Source organism: Qipengyuania sp. (assembly GCF_964227205.1).
GTDB lineage: Bacteria > Pseudomonadota > Alphaproteobacteria > Sphingomonadales > Sphingomonadaceae > Qipengyuania.
Map to the genome: position 1 here is coordinate 205,973 of NZ_CAXQVB010000003.1, position 24,994 is coordinate 230,966.

Consider the following 24,994-nt stretch of genomic DNA (forward strand, 5'->3'; position numbering starts at 1 on the left):
GCAGACCCATCCGCCGAGAGGACGCACGATGACCAAACCGCTGATTGCCCTGGCCGGCCTGGCCCTCGCCCTGCCTGTTTCCGCGCAGGCGCAGGACGCCGCCGATGCCGGCGACGACAGCTACAACATGGTCATCGTCTATGGCGATGACGAATGCCCGCAGACCACCGCCGACCAGATCGTGGTCTGCGCGCGCAAGGCGGAAAGCGAACGCTATCGCATTCCGCAGAACCTGCGCTTCTCGGACAGTCCGCAAAACCAGTCCTGGGCCGAACGGGTCGAGAGTTTCGAGATGGTCGGCGATTTCGGCACCATGTCCTGCTCTCCCACCGGGGCGGGCGGCTTCACCGGCTGCACGCAGGAGATGATCAACGCCGCCTATGCCGACAAGGCCAATGATGCCGGCGTCCGGTTCGGCGAGATCATCGCCGCCGAGCGTGCCAAGCGCCTGTCGACGATCGATGCCGATGCGGCGGCCGAGCAGGAACGCGTCGAGATGATCGAGCGCGAATATATGGAACGGCTCGAACGCGAACGGGCGGCAGAAACCCCCGACGAGGCGGCGCTCCCGCAACCCGAAAGCGCGGACGGACCGGGATAGTCTATCGCCGCTTAACCATTTCCGGCTACTAGGCCGGGCATGAGTTCGCGCCGGAAAATCCTCACCGTTTTCGGAACCCGCCCCGAAGCGATCAAACTGTTTCCGCTGGTGCATGCGCTGGAGCGCGACGCGCGCTTCGAGAGCCGCGTGTGCATTTCGGCGCAGCATCGCGAGATGCTCGACCAAGTGCTGGCCATTGCCGGTGTGGTCCCCGACCACGACCTCGACCTGATGACGCCGGGCCAGACGCTCGATGCGCTCACCGCGCGCGCTCTGGTGGAAATCGGCAAGGTGCTCGACGCCGAACGGCCCGACTGGGTGGTGGTGCAGGGCGATACGACCACGGTGATGGCGGGCGCGATTGCGGCCTATTACCGCAAGATCCCGGTATGCCATGTCGAGGCGGGGTTGCGCAGCGGCGATATCCATCATCCCTGGCCCGAAGAGGTGAACCGCCGCGTGGTCGGCAGCTTCGCCGCGCTCCACTGCGCCCCGACCGCGACCGCGCGCGACGCGCTGCTGAGGGAAAACGTGGATCCGGCGAGCGTGCACGTCACCGGCAATACGGTCATCGACGCGCTGCACTGGGTGACGAAACGAGTCGCCGATGAGCCTGCGCTCGCTTCGGACCTAGGCGATCTCGAGCGACGCTTTGCAGGCAAGCGGATCATCGGCATGACCAGCCACCGCCGTGAAAACTTCGGCGAAGGCATGCAGAATATCGCCAATGCGGTTAAAAAGATTGCCTCACGCAATGACGTTGCGGTTATCTTCCCCGTGCATCTCAACCCAAACGTGCGCGCCGTGATGAACGAGCAGCTTGCGGGCCTCGACAATGTCGCGCTGATCGCACCGCTCGATTATCCGCATTTCGCCCGCCTCCTCGATATCAGCCACATCATGCTCACCGATAGCGGCGGGGTGCAGGAAGAGGCCCCCGCGCTCGGCAAGCCGGTACTCGTCATGCGCGAGACGACCGAGCGACCCGAGGGCGTCGAAGCGGGAACCGCCAAGCTGGTCGGAACTGATGCCGATACAATCGTGCGCGAAACCGAACGGCTGCTAGACGACGAGGCGGCCTATTCGGCCATGGCGAAAGCGCATAACCCCTTCGGCGACGGCCACTCCGCCCAGCGCATCGCGGATCTGCTCGCTTCAGCCTAAGTAGTCATTGCGAGGAGCCGCAGGCGACGCGGCAAATCCATCTTCGGACCTATCGGTTTGATGCGGCGGCAGGTGATGGACTGCTTCGCTGCGCTCGCAATGACTGCGATAGGACGCCCCCGTTACTGTAAAATTTACCGACAGGCGCTAGACCGCTCGCGCAAAGGATCAGGGAAACACAATTCATGCGTGGTGACACCAAGCCCGACGTCTGCGTCATCGGCCTCGGCTATATCGGCTTGCCCACCGCCGCGATCATCGCGCGCGCGGGCTGCCCGGTGCATGGTGTCGACGTGACGCAAAGCGTCGTCGACACGATCAACCGCGGCGAAATCCATATCGAGGAGGTTGACCTCGACGGCCTGGTGCAGGCGGTGGTCCAGCGCGGGCTGCTCAAGGCCTCGACTGATATCGCGCCGGCCGATGTCTTCGTCATCGCGGTGCCCACGCCCTTCGCCAAGGACGGCAACCACACGCCCGACACCTCCTATGTCATGGCTGCCGCCGAGCAAGTCGCCGAAGTGCTCAAGAAGGGGGACACGGTGATCCTCGAATCGACCTCGCCCGTCGGGACGACCGAGGCGATGCGCGATGCGATCGCCGCCAAGCGGCCCGATCTCGCCATGCCGGGCCTGAGCGAGGGCCAGCCCGATGTCAGCCTCGCTTATTGCCCCGAACGCGTGTTGCCGGGAAAGATCCTCGAGGAACTGACGCATAACGACCGTTCGATCGGCGGGATCACGCCGCGCTGCGCGCGCAAGGCGCTCGCCTTCTACAAGCGCTTCGTAAAGGGCGAATGCGTCACCACCGATGCGCGCAGCGCCGAAATGACCAAGCTGGTCGAGAACGCCTTCCGCGACGTGAACATCGCCTTCGCCAACGAGCTGTCGATGATCGCCGACCGGCAGGGTCTGGACGTGTGGGAGGTGATCCGCCTCGCCAATCGCCACCCGCGCGTGAACATCCTCACGCCGGGGCCGGGTGTCGGGGGGCACTGCATCGCGGTCGACCCCTGGTTCATCGTTCACGGCGCTCCGGAAGAGGCGAAGATCATCCGCCAGGCGCGCGAGACCAACGATGCCAAGATGCACCACGTTCTCGCCCGTGCGAAAGCGCTGGTGGCGGCCAATCCGGGCGCGAAGGTCGCCTGCCTCGGCCTCGCCTTCAAGGCGAATATCGACGACTTCCGCGAAAGCCCCGCCCGCTATATCGCGGCGAGCCTCGCGCGCGAATACGGCGACCGCATCCAGGTGGTCGAACCCTATGCGGGCGAACTTCCGCGCGAATTCGACGGCACCGGCGCGGAACTGGTCGACATCGACACCGCGCTCGAAGAGTGCGGCGTGCTGATCACGCTGGTCGACCACGATGTCTTCAAGGTGATCCCGCCCGAGGAGCGCGCGGGCAAGGCCGTCTACGACACCCGCGGCATCTGGCCCGACGTCGCCTGACGCCTACCCCTTGTCGAGGGCGATGTCGGGCGCGTCTTCCTGCTTCATCCCGACGACGTGATAGCCCGCATCGACATGGTGCGTCTCGCCGGTCACGCCCGATGACAGATCGGAGAGGAAATAGAGGCCCGAGCCGCCGACGTCGTCGATCGTCACATTGCGGCGCAGCGGCGAATTCAGCTCGTTCCACTTGAGGATGTAGCGGAAGTCGCCGATGCCGCTGGCGGCCAGCGTCTTGATCGGCCCCGCGCTGATCGCGTTGACGCGGATGTTCTGCGGGCCGAGGTCGTTGGCGAGGTATTTCACGCTCGTCTCGAGCGCCGCCTTGGCCACGCCCATGACATTGTAATGCGGGATGACCTTTTCCGCGCCGTAATAGGTCAGCGTGAGGATGCTGCCGCCATCGGGCATCATCGCCGCGGCGCGCTGCGAAACGGCGACGAGGCTGTAAGCCGAGATGTTCATCGTCATCAGGAAGTTGTCGAGGCTGGTATCGACATATTTCCCGCGCAGCTCGTTCTTGTCCGAAAAGCCGATCGCGTGGACGACGAAATCGATCGTCTCCCAGCGTGCCTTGAGGGTATCGAAGGCGGTATCGAGCGCGGCCATGTCGGAGACGTCGCATTCGATGAGGAAATCGCTGCCGAGCTGTTCGGCGAGCGGGCCGACGCGCTTCTTCAGCGCCTCGCCCTGGTAGGAGAAGGCGAGTTCCGCGCCCTGGTCGCGCAACTGTCTGGCGATCCCCCAGGCAAGCGACTTGTCATTGGCGAGCCCCATGATCAGTCCGCGCTTCCCTGCCATCAATCCGCTCATCGGGCATGCTCCTCTTCTTCCATTTCCCGCGCCAGCGCGGCCCTGCGGTTCTCGTCGGTTTCCTCGGCGAGTTCCTCTTCGGGCGTTTCCGCCAGCGCCGCATTCAATTCCGCGCCGATAACCACGCCGAGCCCGACAAGCCAGAAAAAGAACAGCGCGATCATTACGCCGGCCAATGCGCCATAGGTGAGGTTGTAGGCGAAGAAATTGCGCAGCACAGCGGGCATGATGGTGGTGACCGCGATCCACCATAGCGTCGTCAGCAGAACGCCGGGCCACTTGGGGTAGCGCTTGCGGCGATATTTCGACGGGGTGAGCGAGTAGAACAGCAGGTAGAGCGAGCCGAACAGGCCGAGCGCCGGAACGATGCGCGTCAGGCGCAGATCGATCAGCCGGTCGACGAGCTGGGGGTAATAGGCCTGGATCACCTCCTGCGCCGTACCGATCAGCACCTGCGCGATCAGGCTGATCAGCAGCAGGAACACCGCGGCGAGAATCACGCCCGAGGAGATCAGGCGGTATTTCCAGAAGGCATGCGTCGCATGCGTGCCATAGGCGCGCCGCAGGATGTCGCGGATCGTCTCGACCAGGCTGCCCACGGTCCACAGCCCCACGATCGCACCGACCCACAGCAGCCAGCCGCTGCGGGCCTCGATCACGTCGCGGGCGACAGGTTCGATAACATCGCGCACGACCGGTGGCAGTGCATATAGGACCGTGTTGATCATCGCCGCCCGCTCGGTCGCTTCGCCGAAGGCGGAAAACACCGCAGCGCCGAGGATGAAGAAGGGGAAGATCGCCAACATCGAGAGATAGGCGAGATTGCCGGCGTGGATGAACCCGTCGTTATAGGTTCCTATCAGCGTCCGCTTGGCCACTTCCCAAGCGCGCGTGCCAGGGCCAACATGATGTTCGAGGCGCTCGCGCAAGTCGCGCGCTTCCTTCCGGCGCTGCTCGGGCGAGAGCGAGTGGACCTCGCGCTCGGGCACCTCCGAAAAGGGTTCGGGCGACAAGCGCTAGACCCCGAGCCCGGCTCGCGGATCGCCCTCGTCCTTCCATCCCTCGAGCCGCTTGGCGAGCTCGCCGAGATCGTCGGGCAACTGAATCTCGAGGGTAACCAACTGGTCGCCGCGCGTGCCGTTCTTGCGGGTGAACCCCTTGCCCTTGAGCCGCAGGACGGTGCCGCCATGCGTGCCCGGCTTGATCGTCATCATCACCGGACCGTCGACCGTGGGAACGCGCACCTTGCCGCCATTGACCGCCTCGTCGAGCGTGATCGGCAGGTCGAGGCGCACATCGTCGCCTTCGCGCTTGTAGACCTTGTGCCGGTCGATCGCGATGGTGACGATGCCGTCGCCCGCGCCGCCAGGCCCATGCTGGCCCTTGCCCTTGAGCCGCATCTGCGTGCCGTCCTCGACCCCCTTGGGCAGCTTGAGGTCGATCGTCTTGCCGTCGGCAAGCGTGATCCGCTGGTCTTTCAGCGTCGCGGCATCGGTAAAGGGCACGCGCAATTTATAAGCGATGTCGGCGCCTTTCTGCGGGGGCTGGCGGCGTTGCTGCCCGCCCCCGAAGGGACTGCCTCCGCCGCGCCCGCCGAACAGGCCCTCGAATATATCGCCGAGATCGACATCCTCGGTGTCGAAACCCTGAAAGTCCTCGGCGCGGAAGCCGCGCTGGCCGCCATTGGGGCGAAAGCCGCCCCCGCCACCGCCCATCCCGGCGAAGGGATTGGCCGGATTGCCCTCGGCGTCGATCTCGCCGCGATCGAAGCGTGCGCGTTTGTCCTTGTCCGACAGCAGGTCGTAGGCATTGGTAACCTGGCTGAAGCGCTCGGCCGCCTTGGGATTGTCCTTGTTGCGGTCGGGGTGCAGCTCCTTGGCGAGCTTGCGATAGGCGCTCTTGATGTCCTTTTCGGATGCGCCGCGGGGTACGCCAAGCGTGCTGTAGGGATCGGGTGTGTTCATGGCCATCGGCGTATTAGCTAGGTGTAACAGCAGTCGCGTGCAAGCGCGGGCGGTTTCCTAAGGCACGCATTGGCGATAGGGGGAGAGGCATGGACGGCGTTCTTCTCCTTTTTGCAGCGGGTTCCGGGCGGAAACGGGTTGCAGTACGTTTTGCTCCTGAACCCTGTTCCCTGGTGTAGGAAAGGTCCGATGCAAGACGACGACAGCGCCATCCCGCCGAGCGACCCCTTCGCGCTGTTCGAGGTGTGGTTCGCCGAAGCGAAGGAGAGCGAACCGAACGATCCCAATGCGATGGCCCTGGCAACCGCTTCGGCCGATGGCCAACCGTCGGTCCGCATGGTGCTGCTCAAGGGGCACGGCCCCGATGGCTTCGTCTTCTATACCAATGCCGAAAGCCGCAAGGGCGAGCAGATCCGCGCCAATATGCGCGCCGCGCTGCTGTTTCACTGGAAGAGCCTGCGCCGCCAGATCCGCATCGAAGGCCCGCTTGAGGAGGTGAGCGAGGCGGAGGCCGACGCCTATTTCCATTCGCGTCCGCGTGTCTCGCAAATCGGCTCGGCAGCGAGCGACCAGTCGCGCCCGCTGCCCGACCGGACGATCTACCTCGACCGCGTCGCCGCGCTCGAACAGCGCTATCCCGAAGGCGATATTCCGCGTCCGCCGCACTGGACCGGCTTCCGCCTGAGCCCGCGACGGATCGAATTCTGGCACGATCGCCAGTACCGCCTCCACGACCGGCGCCTGTTCACCCGCGATGATGCGGGTGCGCCATGGTCGAACACGCTGCTTTATCCGTGATCGCGCCGCGATGACCGACAGCCGCGCCTTTCTGGCCCGTTCGGCGGCGATGGCCTCGATCGCGGTGGCGGTGGTGCTGGTGGCGCTCAAGACCTGGGCCGCCTGGCGCACCGGCTCGACCGCGATGCTGGGCAGCCTTGCCGATTCGGCGCTCGACCTGATCGCCAGCATGGCCACGCTCACCGGCGTATGGATCGCCTCGAGGCCGGCCGACGAGGACCACCGCTTCGGCCACGGCAAGGCGGAAGCGCTGGCGGCGATCTTCCAGGTCATGCTGATCGCGCTGTCGGCCTTCGGCATCGCGGTTCGCGCGCTGATGCACCTGGCTGGAGAGCGCGATACCGCAGCCGCGGGCGAAGGCATCGCGGTCTCGCTCGTGGCGATCGTGCTGACCTTCGCATTGCTCGCCTGGCAGCGTCACGTGATGAGCCGTACGCGCAGCTTGGCAATCCAGACCGATCATTTGCACTACCGGTCGGACCTGTTCCTGAACCTCTCGGTGATCGCCGCGCTGGTGCTCGACCAGTATCTCGGTCTTGGCATGGCCGATCCGCTGTTCGGCCTCGCCATCGCCGGCTGGCTTGCCCTGGGCGCCTGGCGCGGAATGAGCGATGCGGTCGACGATCTGATGGATCGTGAATGGCCCGAGGAAAAGCGGCTCGCTTTCGTCGAGGCGGCGGCGAAACATCCCGAGCTGTCGAACCTGCACGACCTGCGCACGCGCACGAGCGGCCATCGCGATTTCGTCCAGTTTCACGTCGATTTGCCGCCCGCCATGACGATTGCCCAGGCGCATGACATCATCGAACGGGTCGAGGCCGACCTATGCCGCCAGTTCCCGGGCATGGAACTGCTCATCCATATCGATCCCGAGGGTCATGTCGACGAACCCGACAATCCGCTGGTCGAGAAGGACGAGTTCGCACAACTGGAGAAGGGTGCATGACGAATTCGCTTCCCTATTGGCACGTCGATGCCTTCGCGGCGCGGCCTTTCGCGGGGAACCAGGCGGCGGTGATGCCGCTCGAGCAATGGCTCGAAGATGCCACGCTGCAGGCCATCGCCGAGGAGAACAATTTCGCCGAAACCGCCTTCGTGGTGCGCGATGGCTCGGGTGACGCCGATTGGGAGCTGCGCTGGTTCACGCCGACCGAGGAAGTGCGGCTGTGCGGCCATGCGACGCTCGCCAGCGGCCATGTGCTGCTGACGCGCGACGGAGGCGATCGGGTCAGCTTCCGCACCCGCAAGGCGGGGGTGCTCGAGGTGGCACGCGCCGGGGAGGGATACGAGCTCGCGCTGCCGCTGATCCGCACCGCGCCCGATGCCTGGCCCGAAGCAGTGGCGCTGCTCGGCGCGGATCCGCAGGAAGTATGGCTCAGTCCCGACCGCTACGGCGTCTACCTCTATGCCAGCGAGGAGGAGGTGCGCGCGCTGGACCCCGACCTGCGCGGCCTGCGGACCCTTGGGAACGACCAGTTCATCTGTACGGCGCCGGGCAGGGACACCGATGTAGTAAGCCGGGTCTTCGTCCCCGGCGGCGGCGTTGACGAGGACAGCTTCACCGGCTCGGCCCATGCCGCGTTGACCTATTTCTGGACCGAACGTCTGGGGCGCGAGCGGTTTACTGCGTTCCAGGCCTCGCAGCGCGGCGGGCAGGCCGCCTGTCGGCGCGAGGGCGACAAGGCGATCCTGTCGGGGCCCTGCGTGACGGTGGTCGAAGGCCGATTCTTCCTGCCCTAGGTCTCCGGATAGAGCTCGATCACATCGGCGAGCTGCTGCAGCATCGCCTTGCGCTCCTCGGCATCCGAATGGCCGAGCCGCACCACGGTGAGTTTCTGGCTCGGTGAAACGAAGACATATTGGCCCATGTGCCCGATCAGCGAAAAGGCGCTGTGCGGTGCGCGGTCGGGGAACAGGGGGTGCTCTTCGCCCTCGGGCAGCGGGCGGTTGAGCCAGGTCTGCAGCCCGTATTGCGGGCTCTTCGGGCTCGGCTCGACCATTTCCTCGACCCAGGCACGCGGGACCAGCTGCTCGCCGCGATAGGAGCCCTTGTTGCGCAAGAGTTCGCCGAACCTGGCCCAGTCGCGCGCGGTGGCGTGGATCAGGCTGCCGCCGATCAGCGTGCCCGCACGGTCGAATTCGGGGACCGCGCTGGTCATGCCGAGCGGGCCGAACAGCCGCGCCTCGAGATAGTCGGCCACCGCCTTGCGCCGCATGTCGGGATCCTTGCTGTCGGTCAGCGCGCGCGCGGCGATATCGGCGAGGATTACGGTGGTGCTCGACGAATATTCGAACTTCGCGCCGGGCTCGGCCTCGAGCGGTTGTGCGGTGGCGAAATCGGCCATGTCGTCGCGCCCGTCGAGGAACAGCATACGCACCTCGCTGCTCTCCCACGCAGGATCGCCCGCCTCGGTATGGTCGAGCCCACTGCGCATCTGCAGCAGGTGCCGCAGCGTGATTTCGGCGCGCGGATCGCCGGTTCGCTGCCAGCGTGGGACCGGCGCCGGCGCGTCGAGCCGCAGTTGCCCGTCGGCCACCAGCATGCCGATCAGCACCGCGGTGACCGTCTTGGCCATCGACCAGCTTACGAAGCGCGTGCTCCTGTCGTAGCCGGGGGCATAGCGTTCCAGCGCCAGGCGGCCACCGTGATAGACGATCAGCGCACGCGTTTCGCCAAGGCCGTCGAGCGTGAACAGATCGTCTGCAGCGCGAGCCAGCGGCCGCGTGGGCGCGCCGGGATGCGCGGTCACCGCCGCCAGCGCTTCCTCGCTCAGCGGCGGCTCGGCGGGGGCGCCGGACGAACCGCAGGCTGCAAGGCTTGAGGTGGCGAGGGCAAGCGCGATAAGGGAGGTGGTCCGCGGGGTCATGGCTCCGCGTCACTCGCACGAAGGAATCCCGCTTGGCAACGGCCAAAACACGCTCGCGCAAGACGCGCTTCCGGCTCGCGCTGGTGCTGCTCATCGCCATTCTGCTCGGCGCTGCCTGGCTTGCCTGGGGTGAAGGCCTGCGCAGGACCGGCGAGGCGGGATCGGCCTATGCCGCACGGGTCGGCTGTTCGTGCCGCTTCGTCGCCGGGCGCAGCCTCGACGATTGCGCCAAGGACAAGCTCAAGGGGATGGAGCTGGTCTCGCTGAGCGAGGACGTGCAGGCGAAAAGCGTCACTGCTTCGATCCCGCTGCTTGCCTCGGACACCGCCACCTACCGCGAAGGCTATGGCTGCGTGCTGGAGGAGTGGCGCGACTAAGCCTCGACCCGGCTGGTCGAATCGATCCAGCCGCCCCCGACCACGCGCTCACCGGCATAGATCACCGCCGCCTGACCGGGCGCGACGCCGAATTCGGGATCGGCGAAACGGATTTCGGTCGCTGCGCCGCCGCCGATCGGTCCCTCGAGCACGATCGGGACCGGCCTAGCCAGGCTGCGGACCTTGGCGGTCAGCGGGACGTCTGGCAGCGGGCCGATGCGATTGGTCTCGATGATTCGCGCCGCGGTCACCGCGAGCATGCGCTTGGGGCCGACCCTGACCTGTGCCGCATCGGCATCGATCCCGACGACATAGAGCGGTTCGGGCTGGCCACCGATCTCGAGCCCGCGGCGCTGGCCGACGGTGTAGTGGATCACGCCCTTGTGCTCGCCCAGTGTCTCGCCCGTCGCGGCGTGGACGATCGCACCCGGCCGGCCGCCCTCTGGGCGCATTTTCCTGACGATCTTGGCATAATCGCCATCGGGTACGAAGCAGATGTCCTGGCTGTCGGGCTTCGCGGCATTGCGCAGGCCTGCGGCTTCGGCGAGCTCGCGAACCTCTGCCTTGGGCAGGCCGCCGAGCGGGAAGCGCAGGAAATCGAGCTGCTCCTCGGTGGTCGCGTAAAGGAAATAGGACTGGTCGCGCGCCGGATCTTCCGCCCGGTGCAGCTCCGCTCCGGCGGGGCCCATGACCCGGCGCACATAATGGCCGGTGGCGAGGCAGTCCGCGCCCAGTTCGCGCGCCATCGCCAGCAGATCGGTGAACTTGGGCCCCATGTTGCAGCGGATGCAGGGCACCGGCGTACGTCCGGCGAGGTAATCGTCGGCAAAGGTCTCGACCACTTCCTCGCGAAAGGCGCTTTCGTGGTCGTGGACGTAATGGGCGATGCCGAGGCGTTCGGCGACCGCGCGGGCATCGCGGATGTCGTCGCCTGCGCAGCACGCGCCCTTGCGCCCGGTGGCGGCGCCGTAGTCGTAGAGCTGCAGCGTGATGCCGATCACTTCGGCACCCGTGCGCGCTGCCAGCGCGGCGACGACCGAGCTGTCGACGCCGCCCGACATGGCGACCACGATGCGGCTTTCGGCGGCCGGCCGCGGCAGGTCGAACAATGCGGCTGCCTGGTCCGGCGAGAGGGTTTCGATTGCGGGCATGGCGGCCCCATACACGGCTTGGCCCACCGCTGCCAGAGGGACACCGTAGGCCCCGCAGGCGACGTTTCACGGAACATTTACCATGTAGGCCTAATTCAATCGGCATGTATGAGGGCCGTTTCAAAGCGAAATCCGTCGGGGAACCGGGCAAAAGCCCGGATTTGCGCCAGTTCCGCTGGACCGATCTGGTTGCCAAGCTGGCTGCGAGTCGCGACCTGCGCGACGAGCTGCACAAGGTCGACGGCGGGTTCAATGCATTCGCCGAGGCTCGCCGCGAAAGTTGCCAAGAAAGTAAACCGACCGTTAACCAAGCTGCTTTAAGCGATGGCAAAGCCGCCGGCTTAGGCCTTGGGGACGCCGCAGGTAACGCGGTGCAAGGCGACAGAGAGAAAGAATGATCGAAAACCAGGACATCCGCCCTGCGCAGGTTATCGGCCCCCTCGGGGAACCGCTGACTCTGGCGGACTTGCCTTCGCCCGACACGAAGCGCTGGGTGGTCCGTCGCAAGGCCGAGGTCGTGGCGGCGGTCAATGGCGGCCTGCTGACGATCGACGAGGTGCTCGAGCGCTATTCGCTCAGCCTCGAGGAGTTCGCCTCGTGGCAGCGTGCGGTCGATCGTTCGGGCATGCAGGGCCTGCGCGTGACCCGCATCCAGCACTATCGCGACCTCTACGAACGCCAGCTCAAGTACTGATCGCTCGGCCCGCGCGCGGGAACCAAACCCCCGGCGGCACGCTCCCATTCCATCTCCGGCATAAAATCGGGGAACCGCAGTTCGCGTCTGACCGTTCTTCAGGCGTAGGGTTGGCGGGAGAAACAGGAGGAATTGGAATGGGTTGGATTATCGCAATTATCGTCGGTGGGATCATCGGCTGGCTGGCCAGCCTGGTGATGAATCGCGATGCTTCGATGGGCATCTTCTGGAATATCATCGTCGGCATCGTCGGCTCGTTCATCGGCGGCTTCATCGGTTCGCTGATTGGCGTCGGCGCTACGCTCACGACCTTCAGCGTGCCCGGCCTGCTGATGTCGCTGCTCGGCGCGATCGTGCTGCTCGGCATCGCCAACATGGTCCAGCGCGGCCGCGTTCGCTAAGCCGGACAAACTGCAGAACAAGAGGGGCGGGACGTCGCAGGACGTCTCGCCCTTTTTGCGTGGCACCGCCGGCTGTGGTCGCAATGCGACATTCGTCCAGTCCCACACGTCCCCGGTCGAAGCGTCGATTGCTCTTGGCCGTACCCGGGTCTAACCCGCCGATTGCGAACATCTTGCGCGAAGTGATATAGCGATGTAATACACTGCTTATCCGCAGCGCTTCTGGGGCAGGGTAGGGTATGAATTACGAATCTGGAGTGATGGCCGAGAAGGGGGAGCCGATTACCGTCGGCCTGGACGAGGACCCCTCCGAATTCGAGGCTTCCGAGCGTCGCGGTCGGCGTCGGCTGTTCCTGATTGGTGCGTTGGTCGTGCTCGGTCTCGCCATCGCCACCTTCTTCGCCATGCGCGGCAACGGCACCACCACGCCCGCCGGCGACGAGGATGCCCAGGCTCCCACGGTCACCGTCGTAACCCCCGGCAAGACCACTGTCGAAGGGCGGATCACCGCCACGGGCACGCTGGCGGCCCGCCGCGACATGCCGGTCGGCGTGGTCGGCGAAGGCGGCCGGGTGGTCTCGGTCCCGGTCGATGCCGGCGACTGGGTGCGCCAGGGCCAGGTCCTCGCGAGCATCGACCAGTCGGTCCAGTCGCGCCAGGTCCAGAGCGCCGCTGCCAACGTCCAGGTCGCGCAGGCGGATGCCAATCTAGCGCAGGCCAATCTCGACCGCGCGCTCAAGCTGGTCGAGCGCGGCTTCGTCTCGCAAGCCGATGTCGATCGCCTGACCGCGACCCGCGATGCCGCCAACGCTCGCGTCCGCGTTGCCCAGGCGCAGCTGAGCGAGCTGCGTGCCCGCAATGCCCGCCTCAACGTCCTCGCTCCCGCCTCGGGCTATGTGCTCGAACGCAACGTCGAAACCGGCCAGACCGTCAGTGCCGGATCGCCGCCGCTGTTCCGCATCGCGCGCGGCGGCGAGATGGAACTGCGGGCGCGCCTCAACGAGGATTCGCTCGCGGCCATATCGGTCGGCACCACCGCGCAGGTTCGTCCGGTCGGCACCGACAAGCTGTTCACCGGCCAGGTGTGGCAGGTTTCGCCGACGATCGACCAGCAGGACCGCCAGGGCACTGCTCGGATCGCGCTTGCCTATGCCCCGGGCCTGCGTCCGGGCGGTTTTGCCACGGCCACCATCGCCAGCGGCACGGTTGTCGCACCGATCCTGCCCGAAAGCGCAGTCCTCTCCGACGCCCAGGGGCCCTATGTCCTGATCGTAAACGGCGACAACAAGGCCGAGCGGCGCGCGGTAACCACGGGCGCGGTCACGCCCAAGGGGATCGTCATTACCGAGGGACTGACCGGATCGGAGCGAGTCGTGCTGCGCGCCGGCGGCTTCCTGACCGAAGGCGAAACGGTCAAGGCCCAGCTGGCCAAGCGCGACTGATCGGGGGGTAATTCGATGAACTTCCGCAACATTTCCGCCTGGTCGATCCGCAACCCGGTAATCCCGCTGGTCGCGTTCACCGCGCTGCTGCTTGCGGGCCTGATCAGCTTCGCCCGGATGGACGTTGTCAACAACCCGGACATCGAATTTCCCGCGGTCAACGTCTCGATCTCGCAACCCGGCGCGGCACCGACCGAGATCGAGAACCAGATCACCCAGCGGGTCGAGGCCGCCGTGCGCTCGATCAATGGGGTCAACTCGATCAACTCGACCGCCAGCGAAGGCAATTCGAGCACCTTCATCGAATTCGAAATCGGTACCGATCCCAACGATGCGGTGGCCGAGGTCAAGAACGCGATCGACCAGATCCGCGGGTCGCTGCCCGACGGCATCATCGAACCCCGCGTGACCAAGGAAGAGATTTCGGGCGGCTTCCTCGCGATCTATGCGGTCGAGGCCGACGATATGACGATCGAGGGGCTCAGCTGGTTCATCGACGATACGGTGGCCAAGCAGTTGCTCGGCATCGAGGGCATGGCCGAGGTCAACCGCTTCGGCGGCGTCGACCGCGAGATCGAGGTGATTCTCGACCTGCCCAAGATGCAGGCGCTCGGCGTCACCGCCAGCCAGATCAACGGCGTGCTGCGGCAGAGCAATATCGACGCCGCGGGCGGCGCCACCGAAGTGGGCGGGACGAAGCAGTCGGTCCGCGTGCTCGGCAACAGCGACGATGCCTATGCGCTGAGCCAGCGCCAGATCCAGCTCGGCGGCGGCCGCACGGTCAAGCTGGCCGACGTTGCTACGGTGCGCGACGGCTATTCGGAGCGGACCTCGATCAGCAAGGTGCGCGACAAGGAAGTCGTCAACTTCGCCATGAGCCGCGCCAAGGGGGCCTCGGACGTGACCGTCTACGAAGAGGCGCTCGAGAAGATCAAGGAAATCGAGGCGGAGAACCCGGGCGTCAAGTTCATCCCGCTGTTCAACACGGTCAAATATACCAAGGACCAGTATGAAAGCGCCATGGCGGCGATGATCGAGGGCGCGCTGCTCGCCGTGGTCGTGGTGTTCTTCTTCCTGCGCGACTGGCGCGCAACCGCCATTTCGGCGGTCGCCATCCCGCTTTCGGCGATCCCGACCTTCTGGTTCATGGATCTGCTCGGCTTCAACCTCAACCAATTGTCGCTGCTTGCGCTGGCGCTGGTCGCGGGCGTGCTGGTCGACGACGCGATCGTCGAAATCGAGAACATCGTGCGCCACATGCGCATGGGCAAGAGTGCCTACCAGGCAAGTATCGACGCGGCCGACGAAATCGGTCTGCCGGTGGTCGCCACCAGCTTCTGTATCGTCGCGGTTTTCTTCCCCGTCGGCGCCATGCCGGGCATCTCGGGACAGTTCTTCAAGAACTTCGGCTTCACCGTTGTGGTTGCGGTGCTCATGTCGCTGGCCGTGGCGCGCATGATCACGCCGATGCTGGCGGCCTATTTCCTCAAGGCCAAGGGCCAGGCCTCGCATGGCGAGGGCCCGATGATGGACCGCTACATGAACGTGCTGCGCTGGTCGCTCGATCGCGGCAAGATGTTTGCCGCGCGTCAGGGCATCGACGGCCCGCGCCGCCGCTGGCTCTACATCCTCTCGCTATTCTTGGTCGTGCTCGGCGCGCTGGGCATCTCGGCGGTAGCGACCTTCGCCGCGTCAGGCCTGATCCAGGGACTCGGCCTGCCCAATCTCGTTACCGGGGGCGATCCCAATGTCGGCGGCTTCCTCAAGTTCATCGCCACGCTGATCGGACTCGTCCAGCTGGCGGTGGCACTGGCCATTGGCTTCATTGCCACGCTGGCCTTCTTCCGGATCACGGGGTTCATCGTCCGCCGCTTCGGCGAGCACATGGCGCAGACCTGGCAGTATCTCCAGGCGCGCTTCCTCGATCACCGCGTATGGATGCTCGGCGTGGGCTATTACTCGCTGCTGCTGACGATCCTGCTGTTCGGCATCGTGCCGGCCCAGTTCCAGCCGGTCATCGACGATGAAAACAGCCGCGTCGAAATCGAAATGGTGCCCGGCACCACACTCGAGACGACCGAACGGGTGGCCGACCAGGTAGCGGACATCCTCTATCAGCAGCAGGAGGTCGAACGCGCGCTCGAACGGGTCCGCGAAGGGCGGGCGACGATCTACGTCTCGCTGCGGCCCGACCGCGAGCGCACCTCGATCGAATTCGAACGCGCGCTGGCGCCGACCTTCGCCCAGATCGCCGATGCGCGGGTACGCTTCGCCTCGCAATCGGGCGGCTTCGGCTCGGGTCGCGACATGACGGTGATGCTCGCCGGGTCGAATCCCGAACTGCTCAACCAGACTGCCGCGACGCTGGTGGAGCAGATGAAGGGCATCGACATGCTCGTCGCCCCGCGCATCAGCGCCGACATCAACCGGCCCGAACTGATCATCGAGCCGCGCGAGGATCTTGCCGCCGAACTCGGCGTGACCACCATTGCGTTGAGCCAGACGATCCGGATCGCGACGATGGGCGAGATCGAGCAGAACGCCGCGAAGTTCTCGCTCTCGGATCGCCAGATCCCGATCCGCGTCAAGCTGCCCGAACAGTCGCGCGAGAGTCTCGAGACGATCAAGAACCTGCCGGTACAAACGATGAGCGGTGGCTCGGTGCCACTCTCGCGCGTGGCCGATATCTCCTTCGGTTCGGGCCCGACGACGATCCAGCGCTACAACCAGAACCGCCGCGTGCTGGTCGGCGCCGATCTGGCGCAGGGCGTGATCAAGGGCGAGGCGCAGGCCAAGATCGATGCCCTGCCGATCCTGCAAGATCTGCCGCAGGGCGTGATCCGCGACGTCGTGGGCGAGGATCAATGGCAGCAGGAACTGATCACCAGCCTGCTGATCGCCATCGTCTCGGGCGTGCTGTTGGTGTTTGCCGTGCTGGTGCTGCTCTACAAGCGGCTGATGAGCCCGCTGGTCAACATGACCAGCCTCGCGCTCGCCCCGCTCGGCGGCATACTTCTGGTGTGGCTGTTCGGCCAGCCGCAGTCGATGCCGGTCTATATCGGTATCCTGCTGCTGCTCGGCATCGTCTCGAAGAACTCGATCCTGCTGATCGACTTCGCAATCGAGGAAATGGACAAGGGCACGCGCAAGCTCCACGCGATCGTCGATGCGGGCCACAAGCGGGCCCAGCCGATCGTCATGACCACAGTGGCGATGACCGCGGGCATGGTGCCCACCGCGCTTTCGGGCGTGATGGGGTCGGGCGATGGTGCCTGGCGCGCGCCGATGGGCACGGTGGTGATCGGCGGCTTGATCCTCTCGACGGTGCTGACGCTGCTGATCGTGCCGGCGGGATTCAGCCTGGCCGACGGCTTCGAAAAGCGTGTCGGCCCCTGGCTGCGCAACCGCCTGCTGACCTACAAGGACGGCGACGATGCACGCGGCATTGCCGGTGGCGGCACGCATGAGCCCGGGGTAGAACCCGCCGAGTGACCGACCGCATTCCCGCTGGCCTCCCGACAGCCCGGCCGCCGATCGCGCCCGATCGCGCGCGGGCGATGCGGCGGACGGCGACCGGGCTGATCGTGCTGATGGCGGCGCTGTTCCTGTTCTCGGGCCGCTATCTCGGACTGCATCCCGGCTGGGGCTATCTCCACGCCTTCGCCGAGGCGGCGATGGTCGGCGGGCTGGCCGACTGGTTCGCGGTCACCGCGCTGTTCCGCCGCCCGCTCGGCCTGCCGATCCCGCACACCGCGATCATTCCGGAGAACAAGGACCGTATCGCCGACACCATGGCCGGCTTCCTGCGCGAGAACTTCCTCACTCCTGCCGTGGTCGGCCGCCGGATGGGGGCGATGAACCTGGCAGGCGCGGTGGGCAGCTATCTCGCCGACCCCAAATCGGTGAAGGATTCGCGCATCCGCGCGGGCGCGGGCGAACTCGCCATCGAAGTGCTCGAATCGCTCGATCCCGAACGGCTCGGCACGCAGGTGCGCAGCGGCATCAAGAGCCAGCTGGGCAAGCTCGATATCGCCCCGCTGCTCGGCGGCATGCTCGAGGCGATGATCGCCGACGGACGGCACAAGCCGCTGATCGACAAGATCATCCGCTGGGCGGGGCTGGTACTCGAGGACAACGAGGCGACGGTGCGCGACATGGTGCACCGGCGTGCCAATGCCGTGCTGCGCTTCACCGGGCTCGACGAAAGGCTCGCCAATTCGGTGCTCGACGGGCTCTACAAGCTGCTCGCCGAGGTGCTGGTCGATCCCGAGCATCCGCTGCGCGACAAGATCGAGGAAGGGCTGCAGGAGCTCGCGAAGGGCTTGCGCGAAGATCCGGAAATGCAGGAGCGCGTCGAGCGGATGAAGCGCGAGCTGCTCGAGAACCCCGCGATCGGCGAGTGGTGGCAGGGCGTGTGGGAGCGGCTGCGCGCGAACCTCATCCAGACGATCCGCAACTCGGGCGGCACCGGCCACGGCTATATCGGCGAGACACTGGGAGAACTGGGCGCGGCGCTACGCGACGACGAGCGGCTCCAGCGCCAGGTCAACCGCTTCGCCCGCCGCACTGCCGTGGGCGTGGCGACGCGCTATGGCGACCAGATCGTGCGGCTCGTATCGGAAACCGTGCGTCGCTGGGATGCGCAGACGATCACCGACCGGGTCGAGGGCGCGGTCGGCCGCGACCTCCAGTTCATCCGTATCAACGGCACGCTGGTCGGCGGGCTGGTGGGTGTCACCATCCATGCACTGGATGTATACGTGATCTGATACGCGGCGGTCAGTTCAGGCGATAGAGGATGGTCGACGCGTAGAAGGAAGCCATCGGCTTGCCATCCGTGTCGATTGCCGGTTCGAATTTGCCGACTTTTTTGAATTCGCTGCAGGCGCGGTCGTCGAAATCCTCGGCAATCGTGATGTTGGTTATGCGGCAGTCGGTGATCGCACCGTTCTCGTCGACCAGCATCCGGATACTGAGATCGGCCTGCTTGCCCCAGCGTTCGGCTCGGCTCGGATAGTACTGCTGGATGCGATTGGCTATCTGGCTCAAATTGAGCGGACTGGGGCCCTTGGCTCGGCGCTGCTGCGCCTCCACGTCCACGCCCCAAGTCCCGACGAGATCGGTCATGCAGGTGTTGAGTACGGAGAACAGCTGACCAAGATCGCCCGTGGCCAGCCTTTGCGGTGCCCGTTTGTCGCGGCTGAACTGCACCCATTCGATCGAGGCGCCTTCCTCGATGTCGAGCATCGGGATCCCGGGCGTCGGATCTGCTTCATCATCGAGGTTATCCGCTTCGTCCTCTTTCTTACCGTCGCGCCCGTCCCAATCCGGCTTGCGGATGGAAAACGAGCGATAGGCCTTTCCGAAGTCGCCCAGGGTGGTGCCCTTGGCGGCGGACATCTCGAAAGCCCCCACACCGGGCCCGAACTGGACCGTCAGGTCGCCCCCGGAATTCAGCCGCTCGGCAACGTCCCCCGCCATGATCCAGCGCGGCGAATCCGAAGGTGTGATCTGTTCGAGCAGTAGTACGGTTCGCTCGTCGCCCTCACCGAAAACCCGCACTGCGCGGCATTTGTTCTCGCCGAAGTCGACCTGCCACGGCGTCACAGGCGGCACGATCACAGGCGCCTCATCTTGCGCGTAGGCTGGTGCAGAGAGACCAGCCAGCAAGGCGACAAAAGACAAGACTACGTAGCGCAAAGAAAAACCCTCCCGATCTGGTGGTCGGGAGGGTAGGAATCTATCAGTCTGATTTCAATCAGAGCTTTTCGGTCAGCTCCGGCACGGCCTTGAACAGGTCGGCGACGAGGCCGATGTCCGCGACCTGGAAGATCGGGGCGTCTTCGTCCTTGTTGATGGCGATGATGGTCTTCGAATCCTTCATCCCCGCAAGGTGCTGGATCGCGCCCGAGATGCCGATCGCGATATAGACTTCGGGGGCGACGATCTTGCCGGTCTGGCCGACCTGGTAGTCGTTGGGGACATAGCCCGCATCGACCGCCGCGCGGCTCGCACCGATCCCGGCGCCGAGCTTGTCGGCGAGCGGGGTGATGACCTGTTCGAAGGTTTCCGCGTCCTTGAGGGCGCGGCCACCCGAGACGATCACCTTGGCGCTGGTCAGTTCGGGGCGGTCGCTCTCGGCGATCTCTTCGCTGACGAAGGTCGAGATGCCCGCATCGGTGGGCCCCGAAACCTCTTCGATCTCCGCCGAGCCGCCTTCGGCCGCAGCCTTTTCGAAGGCCGTGCCGCGCACGGTGATGACCAGCTTCGCATCGGAGGATTCGACGGTGGCGATGGCGTTGCCGGCATAGATCGGACGGGTGAAGGTCTTGTCGCCTTCGACCGAGAGGATGTCCGAGACCTGCATTACGTCGAGCAGCGCGGCGACACGCGGCGCGATGTTCTTGCCGGTGGTGGTTGCTGGCGCGACGAAGGCGTCGTGATGGCCCATGAGGTCGGCCACCAGCGGCGCGACGTTTTCCGCCAGCGCGTGTTCGTAGGCCGCGTCGTCGGCGAGGTGGACCTTGCCCACGCCCGCGATCTTGGCGGCTTCCTCGGCCACCGTGCGGCAGCCCGCTCCGGCGACCAGCAGGTGGACTTCACCGAGCTTGCCGGCAGCGGTAACCGCGGCCAGCGTCGCATCGGCGAGGCTCTTGTTGTCGTGTTCGACCCAAACGAGGGTTTTCATAGCTGTCTTCCTTCTCGTTCAGTGTTGCTCAGGCGATGCCGAGGGCTTTGATCTTGGCGACCAGCGCATCGACGTCCTCGACCTTTTCGCCCGCCTGGCGGACCGGCGGCTCGGAGACGTTGGTGGTCTTGAGGCGCGGTGCGGTGTCGACACCGAAATCTGCCGGGCTCTTGGTATCGAGCGGCTTCTTCTTGGCCTTCATGATATTCGGAAGCGAGGCATAGCGCGGCTCGTTGAGGCGCAGGTCGGTGGTGACGATCGCGGGCATGGTCAGCTTGACCGTCTGCAACCCGCCGTCGACCTCGCGCTTCACCGTCACGCTATCGCCCTCGACCTCGACGGTGTTGGCGAAGGTGCCCTGCGGGCGGCCCATCAGCGCAGCCAGCATCTGGCCGGTCTGGTTCGAATCGTCGTCGATCGCCTGCTTGCCCAGCAGGATCAGGCCGGGCTGTTCCTCTTCGGCGATCGCCTTGAGGATCTTGGCGACGGCCAGCGGTTCGACCTCGTCCTCGGTCTCGACCAAGATCGCGCGGTCGGCACCCATGGCCAGCGCGGTGCGCAGCGTTTCCTGCGCCTTTGCCGGGCCGATGCTGACGGCCACGATCTCTTCGGCCTTGCCGGCTTCCTTGATGCGGATGGCTTCCTCGACGGCGATTTCGTCGAACGGGTTCATGCTCATCTTGACGTTGGCGAGGTCGACGCCCGAGCCGTCGGCCTTGACGCGCGGCTTGACGTTGTAATCGATCACCCGTTTCACGGGGACGAGGATTTTCATGCGATACCTTCCTCTCGGCTGGAAACTGTGGCGACCGCCTAACTTGCGTTTACGTAAACGTCAAGCTGACGGCTGGAGTGGCTTTTGACCCTTGCCCCGTCCCTCGCGCGGGCCGGGGTGCAGGTCAAGCGGCGTCGGAACCTGTCTTTACTATGCTTGGCGCGAGGCATAGTTTCAGGCGCAGAGGCGGGAGGTGTCCGATGCGCGTCAGGCCCATGTTCGCGAGTGCTGCGGCACTGCTGGCCCTGCCCCTGTGGGCGCAGGAGACCCGGACCGCTCCCGACGACCACACGCCGCCCGCCGCCACGCTCGAAGAGATGGGCTGGCTGGTCGGCCAGTGGCGCGGCGAGGGGATCGGCGGGGCGCCTGCCTACGAGAGCTGGCTCCCGCCGTCGGGCAACACGATGGTCGGCACCTTCGTGCAGCAGGCGGATGGCGAAACGCTCCGGTTTACCGAGCACATGTATTTGATCGAGGAAGGCGGCACGCTGGCGCTGCGCCTCAAGCATTTCAATGCCGATCTGACTGGGTGGGAAGAAAAGAACGACATGCTCTCGTTCCGCCTGATCGCGGTGGAGGATTGCGCGGCCTATTTCCACGCGCTCACCCTGCGCTGCGATGGCAAGGACGGCCTGCTGGCCGCCGTACGCATGACGCGCGAAGGCAAGCCAGCGGGCGAGCTGGTGTTCCGGTTCACACGGATGGAGTGATCGGCGAAGGCGGCGCTCAGGCCGCCTTCTTGACCTCGGCCACGATCTTCTTCGCCGCATCGCCGAGATCGTCGGCGCTGACGATGGCGAGGCCCGAATTGTCGAGGATGGCCTTGCCTTCTTCGACATTGGTGCCCTCGAGGCGGACGACCAGCGGAACCGAAAGGTTCACGTCCTTCGCCGCTTGGACGATGCCGTTGGCGATGACGTCGCACTTCATGATGCCGCCGAAGATGTTGACGAGGATGCCCTCGACCGCCGGGTCCTTGAGGATGATCTTGAACGCCGCGGTGACCTTCTCGGTCGTCGCGCCGCCGCCCACGTCGAGGAAGTTCGCCGGGAAGGCGCCATTCAATTTGATGATGTCCATGGTCGCCATGGCGAGGCCGGCGCCATTGACCATGCAGCCGATGTTGCCGTCGAGCTTGATGTAGGCGAGGTCGTATTCGCTTGCCTCGACTTCGGCCGGGTCTTCCTCGGTCACGTCGCGCAGCGCCTCGACGTCCTTGTGGCGGAACAGCGCGTTGCCGTCGAAGCTCATCTTGGTGTCGAGCACGAGCAGATTGCCGTCCTCGGTTTCGACCAGCGGGTTGATCTCGAGCATTTCGCAGTCGAGATCCATGAAGGCGGTGTAGAGTTGCTTCGCGAGCTTCTGTGCCTGCTTGTTGAGGTCGCCCGTCAGCTTGAGCGCAAAGGCTACCGCGCGGCCGTGATGCGGCATGAAGCCCTGCGCCGGGTCGATGGTGATGGTGGTGATCTTTTCCGGAGTCGAATGCGCGACTTCCTCGATGTCCATCCCGCCTTCGGTCGAAACGATCATGGCGACGCGGCCGGTGGCGCGGTCGACCAGCATCGAAAGATAGTATTCCTCGGCGATGTCGACGCCGTCGGTCACGTACAGGCGGTTGACCTGCTTGCCCGCATCGCCGGTCTGGACGGTGACCAGCGTGTTGCCGAGCATTTCCCTGGCATTGGCTTCGACGTCCTCGATGCTCTTCGACAGGCGCACGCCGCCCTTGGCATCGGGGCCCAGTTCCTTGAACTTGCCCTTGCCGCGTCCGCCGGCGTGGATCTGCGCCTTCACGACATAGAGCGGCCCGGGCAGCTGCTTGGCGCCCTCGACGGCTTCCTCGACGGTCAGCGCGGCATGACCCGCGGGGATGCCGATGCCGTATTTCGCAAGCAGTTCCTTGGCCTGGTATTCGTGAATGTTCATGTCGAAGCTTCGTCCTTCGCGTGATGCGCGTGGGGGAATATGGAGTCGCGAGCGACATAAGCATGTCTGGGCGCGCTTGAAAAGGCCCGCATTCGGGTGCAGGGCGCGGTCCACTCCCCATGATCGACAGCCAGCGCCTCGAATCCATCGTCTCCGAAGCCGGGAGGATCGCCTACGACCTGTGGCCCGGGGCGGGCAATGCGCTGGAAGCGTGGGAAAAAAAGCCCGGCGATCCGGTGTGCGAGGCCGATATCGCGGTCGATGGCTTTCTCAAGCGCGAGCTCGGCGCGCTGCTGCCCGCGGCGGGCTGGTTGTCGGAAGAAACCGCCGATGATCCCGCGCGGCTCGGCCACGATCTCATCTGGCTGGTCGATCCGGTCGACGGGACGCGCGACTTCATCCGTGGACGCAGCGGCTGGGCGGTCTCGGTCGCGCTCATCAGCGGCGGACGTCCGCTGATCGGCGCGCTGTGCGCCCCCGCGCGCGGCGAGAACTGGACCGCCGTGGCGGGGCAGGGCGCCTGGCGCAATGGCGAACGGCTCCGGGCTTCCACCCGGCGCACGCTGCCCGGCGCACGTGTCCCCGCGCATGCTCTGCCCAAGGTCGATACCGATCTGGTCGCGGTCGACCAGCCCAACTCGATCGCGCTGCGCATCGCCATGGTTGCCGCCGACGAGGCCGATCTGGTGGCGACCGTGCGCTGGGGCTTCGAGTGGGACATTGCTGCCGCGGGCATGATCGCGCGCGAGGCGGGGGCCGCGGTGAGCGACGCCTATGGCCGCAAGCTCGATTACAACAAGCGCGATCCGCGCGCTTTCGGCGTGCTGGTCAGCGCGCCCGACATCCACGGCGCGGCAGTCGAACGGCTCGCGAAAAGGTTGGGGTAGGGAGGCTTTTTGCTGGTTGGGTACGGTCGGGACATCCTTCCCGCCCTTGCGGCGGCTCCAGCCCCCCACCCGGCAACCCATTGAGAATACTTCCGTGGGTGGCCGGGGGGGCTGGTGCCGCATGGGAAGCGCCGATGCGCTTCACGCACGCACATGAAAAGGGGGCCGGCCCGCAGGCCGACCCCCAAGTCGTGCGATTGTCCCGAGGGGATCGTTGCTCAGCTGCCCTGCGCCTGTGCGGCCTGGACGTCCTGCTGGTCGAAGGGGATGATCTTGATTTCGACGCGGCGGTTCAGCGGCTCGTTGACATTGTCGCCGGTCGCTACCTTGAGCCGCGTTTCGCCGAAGCCCATCCAGCGGATGCGCGACGAGCTGACGCCCTGCGAGATGAGGTAGTTCGCCACCGCCTGCGCGCGCTGTTCGGAAAGGCGCTGGTTCGACTGCGCCGAACCCACCGTGTCGGTGTGGCCGTAAACGTCGACGAGGCTGTTGGGATACTGCCGCAGGCTCGCGGCGACGCGGTCGAGCAGGTCGCGGAAGCCGGGCGAGATGGTGTAGCTGCCGGTAGCGAAGGTCACCCCGTCGGGCAGGTTGACGAGGATCGCGTCGCCCCCGTCGACTTCGCTGACGTCGACGCCCGATCCGGCGGTTTGCTCTTTCAGCTCCTTGATCTGCTGGTCCATCTTGTAGCCGACCACGCCGCCGGCGACGCCACCCGCGGCCGCGCCGATGATGCGGCCGGTCTTGCCGCCGATGACGCCGCCGAGCAGGCCGCCAGCGAGCGCGCCGCCGGCGGTGCCGAGCACGGTGCGCGAGACTTTCTTCTCGCCGGTGTTGGGGTCGGTGACACAGGCCGATACGGTCAGCAGCGAGACCGCGGCCAGGCTGGCGGTAAGAATGCGCGACTTCATCATGTAATTCTCCTCCTCTGAGGGGCAGGCGGCCCATGCGGGATCGCTGCCGGGCAATTGGGGCCGGACGCGCCCACTCGCGTC

Annotated in this window: 25 protein-coding genes; 15 read left to right on the top strand and 10 right to left on the bottom strand. The window is 65.7% G+C overall.

All coding sequences use genetic code 11. The features are described 5' to 3' along the window. Positions 1–28 precede the first annotated feature (28 nt). From ACEQZ0_RS08585 to wecC, 3 genes are all read left to right on the top strand, one after another. Complete coding sequence (locus ACEQZ0_RS08585; RefSeq protein ID WP_370190364.1) at positions 29–601, top strand: hypothetical protein; 573 nt, start codon at positions 29–31, stop codon at positions 599–601. A gap of 39 nt (positions 602–640) precedes the next feature. Then, positions 641–1,765: a non-hydrolyzing UDP-N-acetylglucosamine 2-epimerase gene (wecB, locus tag ACEQZ0_RS08590; protein ID WP_370190365.1), complete on the top strand. Its 1,125-nt coding sequence runs from the start codon at positions 641–643 to the stop codon at positions 1,763–1,765. A gap of 185 nt (positions 1,766–1,950) precedes the next feature. Continuing rightward, a complete protein-coding gene (wecC, locus tag ACEQZ0_RS08595) occupies positions 1,951–3,216 on the top strand; it encodes a UDP-N-acetyl-D-mannosamine dehydrogenase (protein ID WP_370190367.1) in 1,266 nt (421 codons plus the stop codon). A gap of 3 nt (positions 3,217–3,219) precedes the next feature. Here the strand turns inward: wecC and fabI are convergent, their stop codons facing one another. The 3 genes from fabI to ACEQZ0_RS08610 are packed head-to-tail and all read right to left on the bottom strand — an operon-like array spanning position 3,220 to position 5,999. Further along, positions 3,220–4,029, bottom strand: a complete 810-nt coding sequence (fabI, locus tag ACEQZ0_RS08600; protein WP_370190369.1) for an enoyl-ACP reductase FabI — start codon at positions 4,027–4,029, stop codon at positions 3,220–3,222. Beyond that, positions 4,026–5,042, bottom strand: coding sequence for a YihY/virulence factor BrkB family protein (locus ACEQZ0_RS08605; protein WP_370190371.1), 1,017 nt, complete (start codon positions 5,040–5,042; stop codon positions 4,026–4,028). Before ACEQZ0_RS08605 ends, fabI begins: the two co-directional genes overlap by 4 nt. Positions 5,043–5,045: 3 nt before the next feature. Then, positions 5,046–5,999: a DnaJ C-terminal domain-containing protein gene (locus ACEQZ0_RS08610; RefSeq protein ID WP_370190373.1), complete on the bottom strand. Its 954-nt coding sequence runs from the start codon at positions 5,997–5,999 to the stop codon at positions 5,046–5,048. A 183-nt stretch (positions 6,000–6,182) separates the two neighbouring features. On the opposite strand from ACEQZ0_RS08610, the gene pdxH reads away from it, so the two are divergent. Genes pdxH through ACEQZ0_RS08625 form a run of 3 tightly spaced genes read left to right on the top strand, consistent with a single transcriptional unit; the run spans position 6,183 to position 8,531 of the window. Beyond that, on the top strand, positions 6,183–6,791 hold the full coding sequence (pdxH, locus tag ACEQZ0_RS08615; RefSeq protein WP_370190374.1) for a pyridoxamine 5'-phosphate oxidase: 609 nt from the start codon (positions 6,183–6,185) through the stop codon (positions 6,789–6,791). Positions 6,792–6,801: 10 nt separating this feature from the next. Continuing rightward, entirely contained in the window at positions 6,802–7,737 is a 936-nt protein-coding gene (locus ACEQZ0_RS08620; protein WP_370190375.1) for a cation diffusion facilitator family transporter, read from the top strand. After that, positions 7,734–8,531, top strand: coding sequence for a PhzF family phenazine biosynthesis protein (locus tag ACEQZ0_RS08625; RefSeq protein ID WP_370190377.1), 798 nt, complete (start codon positions 7,734–7,736; stop codon positions 8,529–8,531). Before ACEQZ0_RS08620 ends, ACEQZ0_RS08625 begins: the two co-directional genes overlap by 4 nt. Here ACEQZ0_RS08625 and ACEQZ0_RS08630 read toward each other — a convergent pair. Beyond that, positions 8,528–9,658, bottom strand: a complete 1,131-nt coding sequence (locus ACEQZ0_RS08630) for a serine hydrolase domain-containing protein (RefSeq protein ID WP_370190379.1) — start codon at positions 9,656–9,658, stop codon at positions 8,528–8,530. The genes ACEQZ0_RS08625 and ACEQZ0_RS08630 overlap by 4 nt on opposite strands. Positions 9,659–9,690: 32 nt before the next feature. On the opposite strand from ACEQZ0_RS08630, the gene ACEQZ0_RS08635 reads away from it, so the two are divergent. Then, positions 9,691–10,035, top strand: coding sequence for a hypothetical protein (locus ACEQZ0_RS08635; RefSeq protein ID WP_370190381.1), 345 nt, complete (start codon positions 9,691–9,693; stop codon positions 10,033–10,035). Here the strand turns inward: ACEQZ0_RS08635 and mnmA are convergent. Continuing rightward, a complete protein-coding gene (gene mnmA, locus ACEQZ0_RS08640; protein WP_370190383.1) occupies positions 10,032–11,186 on the bottom strand; it encodes a tRNA 2-thiouridine(34) synthase MnmA in 1,155 nt (384 codons plus the stop codon). The genes ACEQZ0_RS08635 and mnmA overlap by 4 nt on opposite strands. A 104-nt stretch (positions 11,187–11,290) precedes the next feature. On the opposite strand from mnmA, the gene ACEQZ0_RS08645 reads away from it, so the two are divergent. The 6 genes from ACEQZ0_RS08645 (at position 11,291) to ACEQZ0_RS08670 (ending at position 18,492) form a co-directional block, all read left to right on the top strand. Beyond that, positions 11,291–11,584: a hypothetical protein gene (locus ACEQZ0_RS08645; protein WP_370190385.1), complete on the top strand. Its 294-nt coding sequence runs from the start codon at positions 11,291–11,293 to the stop codon at positions 11,582–11,584. After that, positions 11,581–11,880 carry a DUF1153 domain-containing protein gene (locus tag ACEQZ0_RS08650; RefSeq protein WP_370190387.1) on the top strand — a complete coding sequence of 100 codons (300 nt, stop codon included), beginning with the start codon at positions 11,581–11,583 and terminating at the stop codon, positions 11,878–11,880. Before ACEQZ0_RS08645 ends, ACEQZ0_RS08650 begins: the two co-directional genes overlap by 4 nt. Positions 11,881–12,017: 137 nt before the next feature. Continuing rightward, complete coding sequence (locus ACEQZ0_RS08655) at positions 12,018–12,281, top strand: GlsB/YeaQ/YmgE family stress response membrane protein (RefSeq protein WP_221602176.1); 264 nt, start codon at positions 12,018–12,020, stop codon at positions 12,279–12,281. A 239-nt stretch (positions 12,282–12,520) separates the two neighbouring features. Continuing rightward, positions 12,521–13,723 (top strand): efflux RND transporter periplasmic adaptor subunit, encoded by a 1,203-nt coding sequence (locus ACEQZ0_RS08660; protein WP_370190389.1) that lies wholly within the window; start codon positions 12,521–12,523, stop codon positions 13,721–13,723. Between the two features lie 15 nt (positions 13,724–13,738). Further along, on the top strand, positions 13,739–17,215 hold the full coding sequence (locus tag ACEQZ0_RS08665) for an efflux RND transporter permease subunit (RefSeq protein WP_370190391.1): 3,477 nt from the start codon (positions 13,739–13,741) through the stop codon (positions 17,213–17,215). Between the two features lie 65 nt (positions 17,216–17,280). Then, complete coding sequence (locus tag ACEQZ0_RS08670) at positions 17,281–18,492, top strand: DUF445 domain-containing protein (protein ID WP_370190890.1); 1,212 nt, start codon at positions 17,281–17,283, stop codon at positions 18,490–18,492. Between the two features lie 10 nt (positions 18,493–18,502). Here the strand turns inward: ACEQZ0_RS08670 and ACEQZ0_RS08675 are convergent, their stop codons facing one another. From ACEQZ0_RS08675 to ACEQZ0_RS08685, 3 genes are all read right to left on the bottom strand, one after another. Next, a complete protein-coding gene (locus ACEQZ0_RS08675; RefSeq protein WP_370190393.1) occupies positions 18,503–19,393 on the bottom strand; it encodes an energy transducer TonB in 891 nt (296 codons plus the stop codon). 88 nt (positions 19,394–19,481) lie between these two features. Then, entirely contained in the window at positions 19,482–20,411 is a 930-nt protein-coding gene (locus ACEQZ0_RS08680) for an electron transfer flavoprotein subunit alpha/FixB family protein (RefSeq protein WP_370190395.1), read from the bottom strand. Positions 20,412–20,439: 28 nt separating this feature from the next. Beyond that, positions 20,440–21,186 (bottom strand): electron transfer flavoprotein subunit beta/FixA family protein, encoded by a 747-nt coding sequence (locus tag ACEQZ0_RS08685; RefSeq protein WP_370190397.1) that lies wholly within the window; start codon positions 21,184–21,186, stop codon positions 20,440–20,442. A gap of 200 nt (positions 21,187–21,386) precedes the next feature. Here ACEQZ0_RS08685 and ACEQZ0_RS08690 point away from each other — a divergent pair, with 200 nt between their 5' ends. After that, complete coding sequence (locus ACEQZ0_RS08690) at positions 21,387–21,896, top strand: DUF6265 family protein (protein ID WP_370190399.1); 510 nt, start codon at positions 21,387–21,389, stop codon at positions 21,894–21,896. Between the two features lie 16 nt (positions 21,897–21,912). Here ACEQZ0_RS08690 and sucC read toward each other — a convergent pair whose 3' ends face one another. Further along, positions 21,913–23,112 carry an ADP-forming succinate--CoA ligase subunit beta gene (gene sucC, locus ACEQZ0_RS08695; protein ID WP_370190401.1) on the bottom strand — a complete coding sequence of 400 codons (1,200 nt, stop codon included), beginning with the start codon at positions 23,110–23,112 and terminating at the stop codon, positions 21,913–21,915. Between the two features lie 119 nt (positions 23,113–23,231). On the opposite strand from sucC, the gene ACEQZ0_RS08700 reads away from it, so the two are divergent. After that, positions 23,232–23,999: a 3'(2'),5'-bisphosphate nucleotidase CysQ gene (locus ACEQZ0_RS08700; protein ID WP_370190403.1), complete on the top strand. Its 768-nt coding sequence runs from the start codon at positions 23,232–23,234 to the stop codon at positions 23,997–23,999. Between the two features lie 218 nt (positions 24,000–24,217). On the opposite strand, the gene ACEQZ0_RS08705 is transcribed toward ACEQZ0_RS08700, so the two are convergent. After that, positions 24,218–24,913, bottom strand: coding sequence for an OmpA family protein (locus ACEQZ0_RS08705; protein WP_370190405.1), 696 nt, complete (start codon positions 24,911–24,913; stop codon positions 24,218–24,220). Positions 24,914–24,994: the final 81 nt, after the last annotated feature.

What these genes read in the sequence shown, in the direction of transcription:
- ACEQZ0_RS08585 (WP_370190364.1), top strand. Translation starts at nt 29, where the DNA reads ATGACCAAACCGCTGATTGCCCTGGCCGGCCTGGCCCTCGCCCTGCCT.
- wecB (WP_370190365.1), top strand. Translation starts at nt 641, where the DNA reads ATGAGTTCGCGCCGGAAAATCCTCACCGTTTTCGGAACCCGCCCCGAA.
- wecC (WP_370190367.1), top strand. Translation starts at nt 1,951, where the DNA reads ATGCGTGGTGACACCAAGCCCGACGTCTGCGTCATCGGCCTCGGCTAT.
- fabI (WP_370190369.1), bottom strand. Translation starts at nt 4,029, where the DNA reads ATGAGCGGATTGATGGCAGGGAAGCGCGGACTGATCATGGGGCTCGCC.
- ACEQZ0_RS08610 (WP_370190373.1), bottom strand. Translation starts at nt 5,999, where the DNA reads ATGGCCATGAACACACCCGATCCCTACAGCACGCTTGGCGTACCCCGC.
- pdxH (WP_370190374.1), top strand. Translation starts at nt 6,183, where the DNA reads ATGCAAGACGACGACAGCGCCATCCCGCCGAGCGACCCCTTCGCGCTG.
- ACEQZ0_RS08620 (WP_370190375.1), top strand. Translation starts at nt 6,802, where the DNA reads ATGACCGACAGCCGCGCCTTTCTGGCCCGTTCGGCGGCGATGGCCTCG.
- ACEQZ0_RS08625 (WP_370190377.1), top strand. Translation starts at nt 7,734, where the DNA reads ATGACGAATTCGCTTCCCTATTGGCACGTCGATGCCTTCGCGGCGCGG.
- ACEQZ0_RS08630 (WP_370190379.1), bottom strand. Translation starts at nt 9,658, where the DNA reads ATGACCCCGCGGACCACCTCCCTTATCGCGCTTGCCCTCGCCACCTCA.
- mnmA (WP_370190383.1), bottom strand. Translation starts at nt 11,186, where the DNA reads ATGCCCGCAATCGAAACCCTCTCGCCGGACCAGGCAGCCGCATTGTTC.
- ACEQZ0_RS08645 (WP_370190385.1), top strand. Translation starts at nt 11,291, where the DNA reads ATGTATGAGGGCCGTTTCAAAGCGAAATCCGTCGGGGAACCGGGCAAA.
- ACEQZ0_RS08650 (WP_370190387.1), top strand. Translation starts at nt 11,581, where the DNA reads ATGATCGAAAACCAGGACATCCGCCCTGCGCAGGTTATCGGCCCCCTC.
- ACEQZ0_RS08655 (WP_221602176.1), top strand. Translation starts at nt 12,018, where the DNA reads ATGGGTTGGATTATCGCAATTATCGTCGGTGGGATCATCGGCTGGCTG.
- ACEQZ0_RS08660 (WP_370190389.1), top strand. Translation starts at nt 12,521, where the DNA reads ATGAATTACGAATCTGGAGTGATGGCCGAGAAGGGGGAGCCGATTACC.
- ACEQZ0_RS08665 (WP_370190391.1), top strand. Translation starts at nt 13,739, where the DNA reads ATGAACTTCCGCAACATTTCCGCCTGGTCGATCCGCAACCCGGTAATC.
- ACEQZ0_RS08670 (WP_370190890.1), top strand. Translation starts at nt 17,281, where the DNA reads ATGCGGCGGACGGCGACCGGGCTGATCGTGCTGATGGCGGCGCTGTTC.
- ACEQZ0_RS08680 (WP_370190395.1), bottom strand. Translation starts at nt 20,411, where the DNA reads ATGAAAACCCTCGTTTGGGTCGAACACGACAACAAGAGCCTCGCCGAT.
- ACEQZ0_RS08685 (WP_370190397.1), bottom strand. Translation starts at nt 21,186, where the DNA reads ATGAAAATCCTCGTCCCCGTGAAACGGGTGATCGATTACAACGTCAAG.
- ACEQZ0_RS08690 (WP_370190399.1), top strand. Translation starts at nt 21,387, where the DNA reads ATGCGCGTCAGGCCCATGTTCGCGAGTGCTGCGGCACTGCTGGCCCTG.
- sucC (WP_370190401.1), bottom strand. Translation starts at nt 23,112, where the DNA reads ATGAACATTCACGAATACCAGGCCAAGGAACTGCTTGCGAAATACGGC.
- ACEQZ0_RS08700 (WP_370190403.1), top strand. Translation starts at nt 23,232, where the DNA reads ATGATCGACAGCCAGCGCCTCGAATCCATCGTCTCCGAAGCCGGGAGG.
- ACEQZ0_RS08705 (WP_370190405.1), bottom strand. Translation starts at nt 24,913, where the DNA reads ATGATGAAGTCGCGCATTCTTACCGCCAGCCTGGCCGCGGTCTCGCTG.